15 protein-coding genes are annotated in these 14385 nt (G+C 68.9%); 8 read left to right on the top strand and 7 right to left on the bottom strand.

All coding sequences use genetic code 11. The features are described from left to right. Position 1 precedes the first annotated feature (1 nt). The 6 genes from GFK26_RS22650 (at position 2) to GFK26_RS22675 (ending at position 4256) form a co-directional block, all read left to right on the top strand. A complete protein-coding gene (locus tag GFK26_RS22650; RefSeq protein ID WP_007836669.1) occupies positions 2–334 on the top strand; it encodes a YbaB/EbfC family nucleoid-associated protein in 333 nt (110 codons plus the stop codon). Positions 335–341: 7 nt separating this feature from the next. Continuing rightward, positions 342–932 (top strand): recombination mediator RecR, encoded by a 591-nt coding sequence (gene recR / locus GFK26_RS22655; RefSeq protein WP_056580157.1) that lies wholly within the window; start codon positions 342–344, stop codon positions 930–932. Positions 933–988: 56 nt separating this feature from the next. Continuing rightward, positions 989–1381, top strand: coding sequence for an MAPEG family protein (locus tag GFK26_RS22660; RefSeq protein WP_153283962.1), 393 nt, complete (start codon positions 989–991; stop codon positions 1379–1381). 139 nt (positions 1382–1520) lie between these two features. Then, positions 1521–2558, top strand: coding sequence for an ABC transporter substrate-binding protein (locus tag GFK26_RS22665; RefSeq protein WP_153283963.1), 1038 nt, complete (start codon positions 1521–1523; stop codon positions 2556–2558). 52 nt (positions 2559–2610) lie between these two features. Continuing rightward, positions 2611–3426, top strand: a complete 816-nt coding sequence (locus tag GFK26_RS22670; protein WP_153283964.1) for an ABC transporter ATP-binding protein — start codon at positions 2611–2613, stop codon at positions 3424–3426. Beyond that, entirely contained in the window at positions 3423–4256 is an 834-nt protein-coding gene (locus GFK26_RS22675) for an ABC transporter permease (protein WP_153283965.1), read from the top strand. Before GFK26_RS22670 ends, GFK26_RS22675 begins: the two co-directional genes overlap by 4 nt. A gap of 22 nt (positions 4257–4278) precedes the next feature. On the opposite strand, the gene GFK26_RS22680 is transcribed toward GFK26_RS22675, so the two are convergent. The 3 genes from GFK26_RS22680 to gloB all read right to left on the bottom strand — a co-directional run bounded on the left by GFK26_RS22680 (position 4279) and on the right by gloB (position 8478). Next, positions 4279–6039 (bottom strand): monovalent cation:proton antiporter-2 (CPA2) family protein, encoded by a 1761-nt coding sequence (locus GFK26_RS22680; protein ID WP_153283966.1) that lies wholly within the window; start codon positions 6037–6039, stop codon positions 4279–4281. Between the two features lie 64 nt (positions 6040–6103). After that, positions 6104–7702 carry a transglycosylase SLT domain-containing protein gene (locus GFK26_RS22685; RefSeq protein ID WP_153283967.1) on the bottom strand — a complete coding sequence of 533 codons (1599 nt, stop codon included), beginning with the start codon at positions 7700–7702 and terminating at the stop codon, positions 6104–6106. Further along, positions 7699–8478: a hydroxyacylglutathione hydrolase gene (gene gloB, locus GFK26_RS22690; RefSeq protein WP_153283968.1), complete on the bottom strand. Its 780-nt coding sequence runs from the start codon at positions 8476–8478 to the stop codon at positions 7699–7701. The genes GFK26_RS22685 and gloB overlap by 4 nt, the downstream gene beginning before the upstream one ends. Between gloB and GFK26_RS22695 the strand changes: the two genes are divergently transcribed. Together GFK26_RS22695 and rnhA are read left to right on the top strand one after the other, a co-directional pair. Beyond that, positions 8477–9247: a class I SAM-dependent methyltransferase gene (locus GFK26_RS22695; protein WP_228121748.1), complete on the top strand. Its 771-nt coding sequence runs from the start codon at positions 8477–8479 to the stop codon at positions 9245–9247. The two genes, gloB and GFK26_RS22695, sit on opposite strands and share 2 nt — an antisense overlap. Before the next feature lie 61 nt (positions 9248–9308). Continuing rightward, a complete protein-coding gene (rnhA, locus tag GFK26_RS22700) occupies positions 9309–9758 on the top strand; it encodes a ribonuclease HI (protein ID WP_101491881.1) in 450 nt (149 codons plus the stop codon). A 25-nt stretch (positions 9759–9783) separates the two neighbouring features. Here the strand turns inward: rnhA and glp are convergent, their stop codons facing one another. Genes glp through GFK26_RS22720 form a run of 4 tightly spaced genes read right to left on the bottom strand, consistent with a single transcriptional unit; the run spans position 9784 to position 14225 of the window. Then, positions 9784–11094, bottom strand: coding sequence for a gephyrin-like molybdotransferase Glp (gene glp / locus GFK26_RS22705; protein WP_153283969.1), 1311 nt, complete (start codon positions 11092–11094; stop codon positions 9784–9786). Then, complete coding sequence (gene mobA, locus GFK26_RS22710) at positions 11091–11735, bottom strand: molybdenum cofactor guanylyltransferase MobA (RefSeq protein WP_153283970.1); 645 nt, start codon at positions 11733–11735, stop codon at positions 11091–11093. The genes glp and mobA overlap by 4 nt, the downstream gene beginning before the upstream one ends. An 11-nt stretch (positions 11736–11746) precedes the next feature. After that, entirely contained in the window at positions 11747–12886 is a 1140-nt protein-coding gene (moaA, locus tag GFK26_RS22715; protein ID WP_153283971.1) for a GTP 3',8-cyclase MoaA, read from the bottom strand. Between the two features lie 49 nt (positions 12887–12935). After that, entirely contained in the window at positions 12936–14225 is a 1290-nt protein-coding gene (locus GFK26_RS22720; RefSeq protein ID WP_153283972.1) for a serine hydrolase domain-containing protein, read from the bottom strand. Positions 14226–14385 lie beyond the last annotated feature (160 nt).

Consider the following 14385-nt stretch of genomic DNA (forward strand, 5'->3'; position numbering starts at 1 on the left):
GATGTTCAACAAAGGACAACTGGCCGGCCTCATGAAGCAGGCGCAGGCAATGCAGGACAACCTCAAGAAGGCCCAGGAAGAACTGGCGCACATCGAGGTCGAAGGCGAGTCGGGCGCCGGTCTTGTCAAGGTCGTCATGACCTGCAAGCACGACGTCAAGCGCATCACCATCGACCCCAGCCTGCTGGCCGACGACAAGGACATGCTCGAAGACCTCGTGGCTGCCGCCTTCAATGCCGCCGTGCGCAAGGCCGAGGAAACCAGCGAGCAGAAGATGGGCAAGCTCACGGCCGGCATGCCCGGTCTGCCCCCTGGCATGAAGCTCCCGTTCTAAGCGAGGCATGGCAGACGCCAGTTCGCTCGATGCGCTGGTCGATGCGCTGCGCCGGCTGCCCGGTGTCGGCGTCAAGTCGGCCTCGCGCATGGCGTTCCACCTGCTGCAGCACGACCGCGAGGGCGCGCAGCTGCTCGCACGCGCGTTGCAGCAGGCGGCAGGCCAGGTGCGGCATTGCGAGCTGTGCAACACCTTCACCGAAGCGCCGATCTGCCATGTCTGCATGGACTCGCGGCGCGACGGCTCCAAGCTGTGCGTGGTCGAGACACCGGCCGACCAGGCGGCGCTCGAACGCACGGGCGCCTTTCGCGGCTACTACTTCGTGCTCATGGGCAAGCTCAGTCCGCTCGATGGCATCGGGCCGAAGGACATCGGCCTGCAGAAGCTGTTCGACCGCGCGCGCGACGGCACGGTGAGCGAGGTCATCCTCGCGACCAACTTCACGGCCGAAGGCGAGGCCACCGCGCACGTGATCGGCGAAGCGCTCAAGCAGCACGGGCTCACCGTGACGCGCCTCGCGCGCGGCGTGCCGGCCGGCAGCGAGCTCGAGTACGTCGACCTCGGCACCATTGCGCACGCACTGGTCGATCGCCGCTGACACTCGGCCTGTTCAAGGCCGCGTCCGTTCTTCCTTTGGTTGTTGTTGTCGTCACCATGACCCTCTCCTTGCTCACCGTCGCCTACTGGTGCGTGTTCGTCGCCTGCGGCCTGCCGTACCTCGCGGCATGGATCGCGAAGGCCGGCAACTTCGGTCCGCGCGACAACCTGCAGCCGCGCGACTGGGCGGCCAAGCAAAGCGGCTGGCGCGCACGTGCCAACAGCGCGCAGGCCAACAGCTTCGAAGGCCTGCCGTTCTTCATCGGCGCGGTGCTCATTGCGCACCAGCTCGGCGTGGCGCAGGCGCGGCTTGACATGCTCGCGGTGGCCTACGTGGTGCTGCGCGTGATCTACCTCGGCCTGTACATCCGCGGTGCGGCGAGTGCGCGCAGCGCAGTCTGGGCACTCGCGTTTCTGGTCAATATCGCGATACTTTTTCTGGCCCGATAACGCCTTGGCGAAGGCTTCTCCAGGAGGCCTTCATGCTTACGTGAAAACCCGCACGGGATGACCCCGATGCAGGCGGGCGGCGCGCACGCCTAAGCTCGATTCACCTTACAAAGAATCACAGAGCCCGCAGGACCGCGCCATGCTTCATCGCAGAACCCTCATTTCCGCCTCCGCCGTCGCTGCCGCAGCGATTGCATTGCCGCGGGTCTTTGCGCAGCAGGCCAAGCTGGAGAAGACCAAGGTCTCGATCGCGGTGGGCGGCAAGGCGGCGTTCTACTACCTCCCGCTCACCATCTCCGAGCAACTGGGCTACTTCAAGGCGGAAGGGCTCGAGGTCGAGATCTCCGACTTCGCCGGCGGAGCGCGCGCATTGCAGGCGGTGGTGGGCGGCTCGGCCGATGTCTGCTCGGGTGCGTACGAACACACGATCAACCTGCAGGCCAAGAACCAGTTCTTCCAGGCCTTCGTGCTGCAGGGCCGCGCACCGCAGATCGCGGTGGGCGTGTCGACCAAGAACCTGGCGGGCTACACCGGCATCCAGGACCTGAAGGGCAAGAAGATCGGCGTCTCGGCGCCGGGCTCCTCGACCAACATGGTGGCCAACCTCGTGCTTTCGCGCGGCGGCCTCAAGGCCAGCGACGTGAGCTTCATCGGCGTGGGCGTGGCGGCCGGTGCGCTCACCGCGCTGCGCTCGGGCCAGATCGACGCCATCAGCAACACCGACCCGGTGATGACGATGCTCGAGCAGAAGGGCGACGTGAAGATCATCAGCGACACGCGCACGCTCAGGGGCACCGAGCAGGTGTTCGGCGGGCCGATGCCCGCGGCCTGCCTCTACGCGCCGACCGACTTCATCCAGAAGCATCCCAACACCTGCCAGGCGCTGGCCAATGCGATCGTGCGCGGCCTCAAGTGGCTGCAGACGGCCGGGCCGGGCGACATCATCAAGACGGTGCCCGAGACCTACCTGCTCGGCGACCGCGCGCTGTACCTCGCGTCGTTCGACAAGGTGCGCGAGTCCATTGCCACCGACGGCCTCGTGCCGGCCGAAGGGCCGAAGACGGCGCTCAATGCCATCGCGAGCTTCGACACTGCGGTGAAATCCGACAAGATCGACCTTGCCAGGACCTACACCAACGATTTTGCAAAGCGTGCGAAAGACAGGTTCAAAGCCTGATTGCGAACGTCCAGCAACCCGGCTCCGGCCGGGTTTTTTCTTCCGGAGCGCCATGTCCGACTACGCCCTCGAACTCCTCTCCATCCGCTGCACCTTCCATTCGAAGGACGACCCGGGCCAGCGCTACACGGCGGTGGACGACACCACGCTGCGCATCGGCGCGGGCGAGTTTGTCTCCGTCGTCGGGCCCACGGGCTGCGGCAAGTCGACACTGCTGAATGTGGGCGCGGGGCTGCTCGAGCCGTCGTCGGGCGGGGTGAAGGTCTTCGGCCAGGCGCTCACGGGCGTCAACAAGCGCGCCGGCTACATGTTCCAGACCGAGGCGCTGATGCCGTGGCGCAGCGCCATCGACAACGTGAAGGTGGGGCTGCAGTACCGCGGCGTGCCCGACGCCGAGGCGCAGGCGCAGGCCGAGGCCTGGCTCTCGCGCGTGGGCCTCACGGGTTTCGGCGACCGCTATCCGCACCAGCTCTCGGGCGGCATGCGCAAGCGTGTGGCGCTCGCGCAGACGCTGGTGCTCGACCCCGACATCATCCTCATGGACGAGCCCTTCAGCGCGCTCGATGTGCAGACGCGACAGCTGATGGAAAACGAAGTGCTCGAACTCTGGAGTGCGAAGAAGAAGGCCGTGCTCTTCATCACGCACGACCTCGACGAGGCCATTGCAATGAGCGATCGCGTGGTCGTGCTGTCGGCCGGCCCGGCGACACGGCCGATCGGCGAGTTCGTGATCGACCTGCCGCGTCCGCGCGACGTGGCCGAGGTGCGCACGCAGCCGCGCTTCGTCGAGCTGCACCGCCAGATCTGGGAGGTGCTGCGCGACGAGGTGCTCAAGGGCTACGCGCAGCAACTGAGAAAGGCCGCATGATGCCGCGCCTCGACGCACGCCACGCGCGCTTCTGGCAGCTCATGCTGCTGGCCGTGATCCTCGTGACCTGGCACGTGGCCTCGCGCAACGACCAGATCGCCTTCTTCCTCGGCCAGCCGATCGTGGTGGCGGGGCGCATCTGGAGCTGGTTCCTGCCCTTCGAGGTGCCGCCGAACCTGCTGTTTCCCGAAGGCCTGAAGGGCAACGCCGACATCTACCGCCACCTGGGCACCACGCTGCTCGAAACGGTGCTGGCCTTCGGTATCGGCACGGCGCTCGGGCTGGGCTGCGGCCTGTGGCTTGCGCTGGCGCCCACGGCGAGCCTGATCCTCGACCCGTACATCAAGGCCGCCAACTCGATGCCGCGCGTGATCCTTGCGCCGATCTTCGCGCTGTGGTTCGGCCTGGGCATCTGGAGCAAGGTGGCGCTGGCGGTCACGCTGGTGTTCTTCATCGTGTTCTTCAACGTCTACCAGGGCGTGCGCGAAGTGAGCCCGGTGGTGCTGGCCAACGCGAAGATGCTGGGCGCCAACCAGCGGCAGCTGCTGCGCACGGTGTACCTGCCAAGCGCCACGAGCTGGGTGTTTTCCAGCCTGCACACCTCGGTGGGCCTGGCCTTCGTCGGTGCGGTGGTGGGGGAATACCTGGGATCGGCGCGCGGCGTGGGCTACCTGATCCTGCAGGCCGAGGGCACCTTCGACGTGAACACGGTCTTTGCCGGCATCGTGGTGCTCACGGCCTTTGCGCTGGCGCTCGACGGGCTCGTGGGGCTGATCGAGAAGCGGCTCATGAAGTGGCAGCCGCGCAGCGGGGAAACCGAAAAGCTCTGAGCCGCGTGCGCGGTCAGCGCCTTCAGTGGGTCTGGCGCGTCTCGGTGTTGACCTGCACCAGCGCGCGCCCTGCGAAGAGTCCGCCGGACGTCTCGAGCACCAGCCGTTCCTTGTCGCGTCGGCGCAGGTCGTCGATCACTGCGTCGGCTTCCTCGGGCGTGGCGCCCAATGCGACCACGCCCTGGCGACCGAAGGCCATCGCCGATTCGAAGGTCTCGCGGATCTGGTAGTCGACGTCGAGCTTCACGAGCGCGACCGCATGCTCCCGGTCGAAGGCGCGCACCATCAGGTGCGCATGCGGGAACTCGGCCTTCACAAGTTCCGCGATGCGCGTGGCCACGGCGCGGTCGTCGATGCACACCATGATCGCGCGCGCGGTGTGCGCGCCGGCTGCGTGCAGCACGTCGGCCCGCGCACCGTCGCCGTAGTACACCTTGAAGCCGAACTCGGCGGCGTCGCGGATCGTCTGCGTGTCGTTGTCGATGATCGAGATCGACGCGCCGCGCGCCAGCGCGCCCTGGATCGCGATCTGCCCGAAGCGGCCGAAGCCGATGACGAGCACGTTGCCGGCGAGTTCCTCGGCTTTCTCGACGCCTTCCATCGACGTCGGCACGGCGGGCGCGAAGCGGCGGTGCACCAGCACCACCAGCGGCGTGAGCGCCATCGACAGCACCACCACCGCCGTCATGTTGGCGTTGACCGTCGGGCTGATGACCTTGACGGCGAGCGCCGACGAGAACAGCACGAAGGCGAATTCGCCGCCTTGCGCCATGAGCACGGCGCGGTCGATCGCGTCGGCGGGCGAACTCTTGGCGAGCCGGGCCACGCCGTAGATGCACAGCGCCTTGACGACCATCATCGAGATCACGCCCGCGACGATGAGCTGCCAGTTCTGCGCCACCACCGCGAGGTCGAGCGACATGCCCACGCCGATGAAGAACAGGCCGAGCAGCAGCCCGCGGAAGGGCTCGATGTCGGCTTCGAGCTGGTGGCGGAAGGTCGATTCCGACAGCAGCACGCCGGCCAGGAAGGCGCCCATGGCCATCGACAGGCCGCCGAGCTGCATCAGCAGCGCCGCGCCCAGCACCACGAGCAATGCCGCGGCCGTCATGACCTCGCGCGCCTTGGAATTGGCGAGCACGCGGAACAGCGGATTGAGCAGCCAGATGCCGGCCGCCACCAGCGCTGCGAGCGCACCCATGCCGATGCCGACACCGACCCAGCGCGAGGGCGCCGCGGCCTGCTGCGCCGCATCGACCGGCGCGATGAAGGCGACGATGGCCAGCAGCGGCACGATGAGCAGGTCTTCGAACAGCAGCACGGCGACGATCTTCTGGCCGCGCGGCGCGGCGATGTCGCCGCGCTCGCCGAGCAGCTGCATCACGATGGCCGTGGAGGTGAGCACGAAGCCCATCGCGCACACGAACGAGACGGCGAGCGGAAAGCCGAAGGCCATGCCCACGCCGGTCAGCAGGAGCCCGCACACCACCACCTGCAGGCTGCCCAGGCCGAAGATGTCGCGCCGCATGCTCCACAGGTGCGAGGGCCGCATCTCGAGCCCGATCACGAAGAGGAACATCACGACGCCGAGTTCGGCCGTGTGCAGGATGGTCTGGGGATCGGTGAAGAGGCCGAAGCCGAAGGGGCCGATGGCCAGGCCTGCCGCCAGGTAGCCGAGCACCGAGCCCAGCCCGAGCCGCTTGAACAGCGGCACGGCGACGACGGCCGCGCCCAACAACGTGACGACCTTGATGAGATCGCCCGCGCTTCCTTCGACTGCCATGGCCTGTCCTCCTGATATCGCTTTTTTCGTCGAGGCCCGGCACCGCCCGCCGGCAGGGCGGCGGTCAGCGCTTGCGCTTGGACGGCGTGCCGCCGCGCGGCTGGCGCGCCACGACTTGCTTGGCGCTGCTGCTGCCGCGTGCGGCAGTCTTGCTCGGCGTGCCGCCGCGCTTGGAGGTGGCGACGGCGCCGCGTCCGCGGGTCGCGCCCGTGCCGACGCGCGCCGAGGCCGACGCGCGCACCGGCAGGTAGACGACCACGCTGTAGCCGCGCTTGAAGGCGTGGTTCGTGTTGACGTCGTTCCAGTCGGCCACGGCGGCAGGCTTGAGGTTGTAGCGGCGCGCGATGCTCGCCACGTTGTCCGAGCGGCCGGCCTTGACGGTGGTGCGGCGCGTGACGATCTCGGGCTGGAAGCTCAGGTGGCCGCCGTCGGCCACGACCGCCGCCACGTCTTCCTTCACGCGCGCGCCGCGCGGCACGATGAGCGTGGAGCCGGCCTTGATGAGCATGCGCGGCGGCACGTTGTTGAGTGCGCGCAGGTCCGACTCGCTCATGCCCGAGCGCTGGGCCGCGTCGGCCACCGTCATGGTGCTGGGCACGACCCAGGCCGTCCAGCTGGCGTACTGGCCCTGCGTGTAGGCGTCGAAGTTGCGCTTGAAGACCGCTGCGTTGTCCCAGGGCAGCAGGATCTCGGGGGTGCCGGCCGCGATCAGCACGGGCTTGTGGGCGGCGGGGTTGAGCGCGCGGAAGTCTTCGATGCGCACGTCGGCCAGCTTGGCCGCCAGTTCCACGTCGAGGTCGCGCGTGAGCGGCACGGTCTGGAAGTAGGGGTGGTTGGCGATCAGCGGCAGCTCGGCGTTGAAGGCCTGCGGGTTGGCCACGATGTTCTTCACGGCCTGCAGCTTGGGCACGTACAGCCGCGTTTCGGCCGGCATCGACAGGTCGCTGTAGGTGGTGGGCAGGCCCAGGCGCTGGTTCTTGGCGATGGCGCGTCCCACGCTGCCTTCGCCCCAGTTGTAGGCGGCCAGCGCGAGCTGCCAGTCGCCGAACATGCCGTAGAGCTTCTGCAGGTAGTCGAGCGCGGCGCGGGTGGAGGCCACCACGTCGCGGCGGTCGTCGCGGAAGATGTTCTGCTTGAGGTCGAAGTCGGTGCCGGTGGCGGGCATGAACTGCCACATGCCGGCGGCGCGCGCACTCGACACGGCCTGCGGGTTGAAGGCGCTCTCGATGTACGGCAGCAGCGCCAGCTCGGTCGGCATGTTGCGGCGCTCGAGTTCTTCAACGATGTGGAAGATGTATTTGTTCGAGCGCTCGGTCATGCGCTGGATGTAGTCGGGCCGGCTGGCGTACCACTGCTCGCGATCGCGCACCAGGTCGCTCTCGAGGTTGGGCATCTTGAAGCCGCGGCGGATGCGGTCCCACATGTCGGCGGGCGGTGCCAGCGTGACCACGCTTTGCGAATGCGCCTGGCCGCTGGTCAGCGGGCTGAGGTTGGGGTCGCGCGGATAGACCGGCGTGGCACTGCCCGACGGGCGGGCGCCCGTGCCGCCAGCGGCGGTGCCGGCCTTGGCCGTGGTGGAGGAGGAAGAAGCGCTGTTGTCCGTGCTCGCGCAGCCCGCGAGTACCAGTGAACCTGCGAGGCAGGTGGCAACAATAAATTTCATCGGAAGTCGTTTTTCCATTGGCGCAGCGCGGCGAACACCTCGGCTTCGGCGGCATCCGCGGAAAGCTCGGCATGGGCCCGCACTGCTCGAAGGACAGTGGCTTCGCGGCTGCGAAGAAAGGGGTTGATCCGGCGCTCGATCGCCAGTTGGGAGGGCAGCGTGGGCTGCCCTTGTGCGCGCAGGCTTTCGCAACGCGCGTTGTAGTGAGTGAGTTCGTCGTTGCCGGGTTCCACGGCGCGGGCGAACTTCAGGTTAGCAAGTGTGTATTCGTGCGCGCAGCACACACGTGTGTCGCCGGGCAGCGCCGCCAGCGCGTCGAGCGAGGCGAGCATCTGCGCGGGCGTGCCTTCGAACAGGCGGCCGCAGCCGCCGGAGAAGAGGGTGTCGCCGCAGAACAGCACGGGGGCCTGCGTGGCCGAGGCCGGCAGGAAGTACGCGATGTGCCCGGCCGTGTGGCCCGGCACGTCGATGACCTCGAAGCGCAGGCCCAGGGCCTGTGCGATGTCGCCCTGCACCAGCGGCGTGTAGGGCTCGGGGATGCGCTCGCGCGCGGGGCCCCACACCTTCGCTCCCGTGGCCGCATGCAGCGCGGCCACGCCGCCTGTGTGATCGGCGTGGTGGTGCGTGACTAGAATCGCGGCCAGCTGCAGCTTGTGGTGCGCCAACGCATCGAACACCGGTTGGGCATCGCCCGGGTCCACCACGAGGGCGTGGTGCCCGTCGTGCAGCATCCAGAGGTAGTTGTCAGCAAAAGCGGGCAGCGGAACAAGGGTCATGAGCGGTCAAATTATAGGTTTGCAGGATTGGTTCGCGACCCCCCCGGGCCGTTACCTCCTGGCTTGGGAACAGGCCCAGTTCGACGAGGCGGTGGCCGATGTTTTCGGTTACCACGCCTTGCAGCTCGGTGCCGCCGAGGTCGACGGGCTGCGCACCAACCGCATGCCGCACCGCTGGCTGGCGCTGACCGACCCGATGCGGGCCGGCAAGGCCACGCTGGTGACCGATTTCACCGCCTTGCCGTTCGGGGCCAACAGCCTCGATCTCGTGGTGCTGCCGCATGCTCTGGAACTCAGTCCCGATCCGCACGCCACGCTGCGCGAGGTCGAGCGGGTGCTGGTGCCCGAAGGGCGCGTGGTGATCTGCGGGCTGAACCCGACCAGCCTGTGGGGCCTGCGGCAGCGCCGCGGCCACCTCTACCGCCGGCTGGGCCTGGGCGAGACCTTCCTGCCCGAGGCGGGCGAGTTCATCGGCTACTGGCGCATGCGCGACTGGCTTCGGCTCCTGAGCTTCGAGGTGGAGTCGGGCCGTTTCGGCATCTACCGGCCCGCGGTGCGCAGCGAAGCGTGGCTGGAGCGCTCGCGCTGGATGGACGCCATCGGCGAGCGCTGGTGGCCGATCTTCGGCGCGGCCTACTTCCTGGTGGCGGTGAAGCGTGTGCGCGGCATGCGCCTGCTGAGCGCCGACTGGCGCCGGGCGGCTGCGCGGGCCACGGCGCCGGTGCCCATCGCGGGCAAGGTGCACCGCAGCAAAGCGGGCAAGAATTGAACAGAACACAGAAGCGGGCGGCATCGCCCGCATGACGCCACAGAAACAAGGAACAGTCAGTTTGAACGAAGTCGTGATCTACACCGATGGCGCGTGCAAGGGCAACCCGGGACCGGGCGGCTGGGGTGCGTGGCTCAAGTCGGGGCCCACCGAGAAGGAACTGTTCGGCGGTGAACTCAACACCACCAACAACCGCATGGAACTCACGGCCGTGATCGAAGGCCTGGCCGCGCTCAAGCGGCCCTGCAAGGTGCTGCTGTACCTCGACAGCCAGTACGTGCGCAAGGGCATCACCGAGTGGATTCGCGGCTGGAAAGCCAAGGGCTGGATGACCGCCAGCAAGCAGCCCGTGAAGAACGTCGAGCTGTGGCAGAAGCTCGACAAGCTGGTGGCCGAAGGCGGTCACCAGATCGAATGGCGCTGGGTGAAGGGCCACTCGGGCGACCCGGGCAACGAGCGGGCCGACATGCTGGCCAACAAGGGCGTGGACAAGGCATTGGGTCGGATCTGACGGATCTGACCGCCGGTCTTCCCGGCTAGATCAGCCCTTCGAAGATCATCACGTCGACTTCCTGGCCGGCGTCGACATGGCCCAGGTCGTGGTGCAGCACCACGAGCCCGTTGGCCTCGACCATCGAACTCAGAACGCCCGACCCCTGGTGCGCCGCCACCTGCACCTCGGGCAGCGTGCCCGGCACCTGCCGGACGAAACCGCGCTGGTACTCGGTGCGGCCCGGCTTCTTGCGGATGGGCCCGGCGCTGCGCGCGCGCAGCAGCGGCGGCGGGGCGGCGGCTGCGTCGTGGCAGCCCATGAGCCGCAGCAGCGCCGGCCGCACGAAGGCCAGGAAGGCGACCATCGCCGCCACCGGATTGCCCGGCAGGCCGAACAGCACGACGGGCGTGGCCGCGGCGTCGCGTGGGATCAGCCCCACCGCGAGCGGCCGTCCGGGCCGCATCGCGACCCGCCAGAAGGCCATGTCGCCCAGCTGCTGCATCACGTCGCGCGTGTGGTCGGCCGCGCCCGCGCTCACGCCGCCGCTGGTGACGATGGCGTCGGCCTCGCGCGCCGCCCGCTGCAGCGTGGCCGCGAGCGTGGCGGGGTCGTCGTGCACCAGTCCGAGGTCGACCACCTCGCAGCCCAGCCGCGTGAGCAGGCCGAACAGCGTGTAGCGGTTGCTGTCGTACACGGCGCCTTCGCGCGGCGTGTCGCCCAGGCAGAGGATTTCGTCGCCGGTCGAGAAGTACGCGACGCGCAGCCGGCGCCGCACGGTCACGCGCGCCAGGCCGAGGCTGGCGACCATGCCGAGTGCGGCCGGTGACAGGCGCTCGCCGCGCCGCAGCGCCGGCTGGCCCTGCATCAGGTCTTCGCCGGCGAGGCGGCGGTTGTCGCCGCGACCCAGCACGCGGGCCGGAAAGCAGACCTGGTCGCCGTCGATCTTGCAGAACTCCTGCGGGATCACGGTGTCGAGGCCGGCCGGCATCATCGCGCCGGTCATGATGCGCACCGCGTCGCGTGGTCCCAGCGTGCCGCGCCAGGCCGACCCGGCCAGCGCCGTGCCCGCCACGCGCAGCGTGAGCGAATGGTCGATGGGCGCGTTGGCCGGCAGCAGCGCGCCGTCGAAGGCGTAGCCGTCCATCGCGGAGTTGTCGTGCGGCGGCACGCTCACGGGCGAGATGAGGTCGTCGGCCAGCACGCGGCCGAGCGCGTCGCGCAGCGCGAGGTCTTCGGATTCGGCCACGGCCAGCGGCGTGACGAGGCGCGAAAGAAAGGTGGTGACGGTGTCGACGTCGAGGTCGCCCGCGTCGCAGTCCGCGAGATCGGCGGCAATGGCGGCGATGCGGCTCATGGCTGTTCGAGCGTCTGCAGGTCGGCCAGCGTGTTCGCGTTGAAAAAAGCGTCGGGCGCGTCGCCGGGGCGATCGAAGGGCAAGGTCACGGCGCCGTGCTGCGCAGTCCAGGCGCCGACCTTGCGGCCGCCGTCTTCGACAAAGCGCCGCAGGCTGTCGCGCAGTTCGATGTGCACGAGGCAGAACACCGGCTGCGGGCGCAGCACCGTGCGGCCGTCGGGGCCGGTTTCGGGGGCGCTGGCCATGGCGATGCGCGCGTGGTGGCCGTCCGCGGCGAGGGCCTCGGCCAGCCGCGCCGCCAGGTCGGGCGGAAAGCGCGGTGTGTCGCAGGGCACGGTGAGCAGCCAGGGCGTGGGGCAGTGTTCGAGCCCGCTCAACATGCCGGCCAGCGGCCCGGGGTGGTCGGGCACGCTGTCGGCGAACACCGGCACGCCCAGCGCTTCGTAGGCCGCGAAATTCCGGTTGGCGTTGATGAGCACGCCGCCGACCTGCGGGCGCAGCCGTTGCACCGCGTGCGCGGCGAGCGTCTCGCCCTGGAGCAGCTGCAGGCCCTTGTCGACCCCGCCCATGCGCGTGCCGCGTCCGCCGGCGAGCACGAGGCCCGTGATGTCGGCCGGTGCGATGGCCGGGGCGGTACCCATGGCTGGCGGCCTCATCCGCCGATGTAGCTCATCTCGACGCGGCGGGGCGCCGCCGCGTCGGGGGCGCTGTCGTCGGGGCCGCGCAGTGCGCGCAGCTCGGAATAACGGTCGGCGCGGCCTTGCCAGATGTGGCCGATGGCGGAGGTGATGTCTTCATCGCTCGCGGGGCCGCGCAGCAGCGGCCGCAGGTCGTGGCCGGCGTTCGCGAACAGGCACAGGTACAGCTTGCCCTCGGTCGACAGGCGCGCGCGGCTGCAGTCGTGGCAGAAGGCCTGGGTCACGCTGCTGATCACGCCGACTTCGCCGCCGCCGTCGGCATAAGCCCAGCGCTGGGCCGTTTCGCCGGGCGTGGTGGCTTCGAGCGGTACCAGCGGAAACTCCGCCGCGATGCGCGCGATGACCTCGGCCGAGGGCAGCACCTCGTCCATGCGCCAGCCGTTGGTGGCGCCCACGTCCATGTATTCGATGAATCGCAGCACGACCTTGCCGTCGTGGTGTTCGCGGAAGTAGCGCGCCATCGGCAAGATCTCTTGCTCGTTGGTGCCGCGCTTGACCACCATGTTGACCTTGATCGGGCCCAGGCCCGCCGCAATGGCTGCGTCGATGCCGGCCAGCACGTCGGCCACCGGGAAGTCGACGTCGTTCATGTGGCGGAACACGGCGTCGTCGAGGCTGTCCAGGCTCACCGTCACGCGCTGCAGGCCGGCGGCTTTCAGCGCGGCGGCCTTGCGCTTGAGCAGCGAACCGTTGGTGGTCAGCGTGAGTTCGAGCGGGTCGCCGTCGGGGGTGCGCAGCTCGGCCAGTTGCCCGATGAGCCCTTCGATGTGCTTGCGCAGCAGCGGCTCGCCGCCGGTGAGGCGGATCTTGCGCACGCCGTGCGAGGCAAAGAGGCGCGCCAGGCGCGTGATTTCCTCGAAGCTCAGCAGGGCGCTGTGCGGCAGGTACTGGTAGTCCTTGTCGAACACGTCCTTCGGCATGCAGTAGCTGCAACGGAAGTTGCAGCGGTCGGTCACGCTGATGCGCAGGTCGGTCAGCGGACGGCCGAGCCGGTCGGCCAGCAGGCCGTTGGCGGGCACGGCGACATCGGGCGCGGCCACGACGGCGTGGCCCGCGGGGGCGATCGGAATGACGGTGCTGCTGCTGTTCTTCATGGGGCGATGCCGATTTTGCGCCATGGCTCGCGGCTGCGTGCCAGGCGGGCTACTTCAGCACCGCCGCATAGACCATGTTGCGCGCAAGGCTTCGGTAGTGGGTGCGGTGCTTGGGCGACTGCAGCATCAGCACGACGAACATCTCGTTCTTCGGATCGACCCACATGTAGGTGCCGCCTGCGCCGCCCCAGTTGTACTCGCCGCCGCCGGACGGGTAGGGCGCCTCGCCGTCGTTGCGGCGTACCGCGAAGCCCAGGCCGAAGCCGTAACCGGGGCCCGGCAGGTAGAGCGGGCCCGGCGCAATGCCGGCGCCGGCATTCGAGTGGTCGCTGGTCATCAGCGCCAGCGTGCGCGGGCCGAGGTAGCGCGTGCCGTCGAGCGTGCCGCCGTTGAGCAGCATCTGCAGGAAGCGCGCGTAGTCGGATGCAGTCGACACCAGCCCGCCGCCGCCCGATTCGAACTTGCGCACGGTGCGCGGGTCGTTCAGGTCGGCGCCCACGCCGAAGCTGCGGTCGTTCGGCAGCGGCTCGGCAATGCGCGGCTGGCGCGCGGGCTCGGGCACGTAGTACGTCGTGTCCTTCATGCCCAGCGGGTCGAACAGGCGCGCCTTTTCGAACTGGTACAGCGACTGGCCCGACACCACCTCGACCACGCGGCCCAGGATGTCGGTGGAGTAGCTGTAGTCCCAGGTCGTGCCGGGCTGGTAGGCCAGCGGCAGCTTGGCCAGGCGCTGTGAGAACTCGGCGCTGGTCGGGTCGCCGGCTGCGAGGTCGGCGGTGTTGTAGGCCTGCTTGACCAGCCCCGGGCCGAAGAAGCCGTAGGTCAGGCCCGAGGTGTGGCGCATCAGGTCCTGTACGGTGATCGGGCGGCGCGCGGGCACGGTCTCGAGCACCGGCTTGCCGTCGGCGCCGGGCTTCTCGACGCCCACCGTCATGCGGGCGTACTCGGGCAGGTACATCGCCACGGGGTCGTCGAGCTTCATGCGGCCGTCTTCGACCAGCATCATCGCGGCGACCGTGGTGACGGGCTTGCTCATCGAGTAGATGCGGAAGATGCCGTCGCGCGGCATCGGCGTGCCGGCGGTGGGGTCGAGCTTGCCGACCGGTTCGAACCACGCGACCTTGCCCTGGCGCGCGACCAGCAGCACCGCGCCGGGAATCTTGCCGGCGGCCACGTCGGCCTTGAGCACGTCGGTGAGCTTCTGCAGGCGTTCGGTCGACAGGCCCACGGATTCGGGCCGGGCGGTGGGCAGCGACTGGGCGGTGGCGAGCAGCGGCAGGGCGAGGCTCAGACCGAGCAGGGCCGTGCGCACCAGGGCGCGGCGCTTCAGGAAAGTCATGCGTGTTGTCTCCGTCGGTGATGGAAGGATGGAACCGGCAGGATGGTCTTGACGCCGTCCGTTCGAGCCGGTCGCGGGGCAGTGTATCGGCGGAACGGTGCGGATGAGCTGGCCGATTGGCGGTATCTATGCTGCCGATATCTTGACGCAGACAATGAGA

This window comes from Variovorax paradoxus, assembly GCF_009498455.1.
GTDB lineage: Bacteria > Pseudomonadota > Gammaproteobacteria > Burkholderiales > Burkholderiaceae_C > Variovorax > Variovorax paradoxus_H.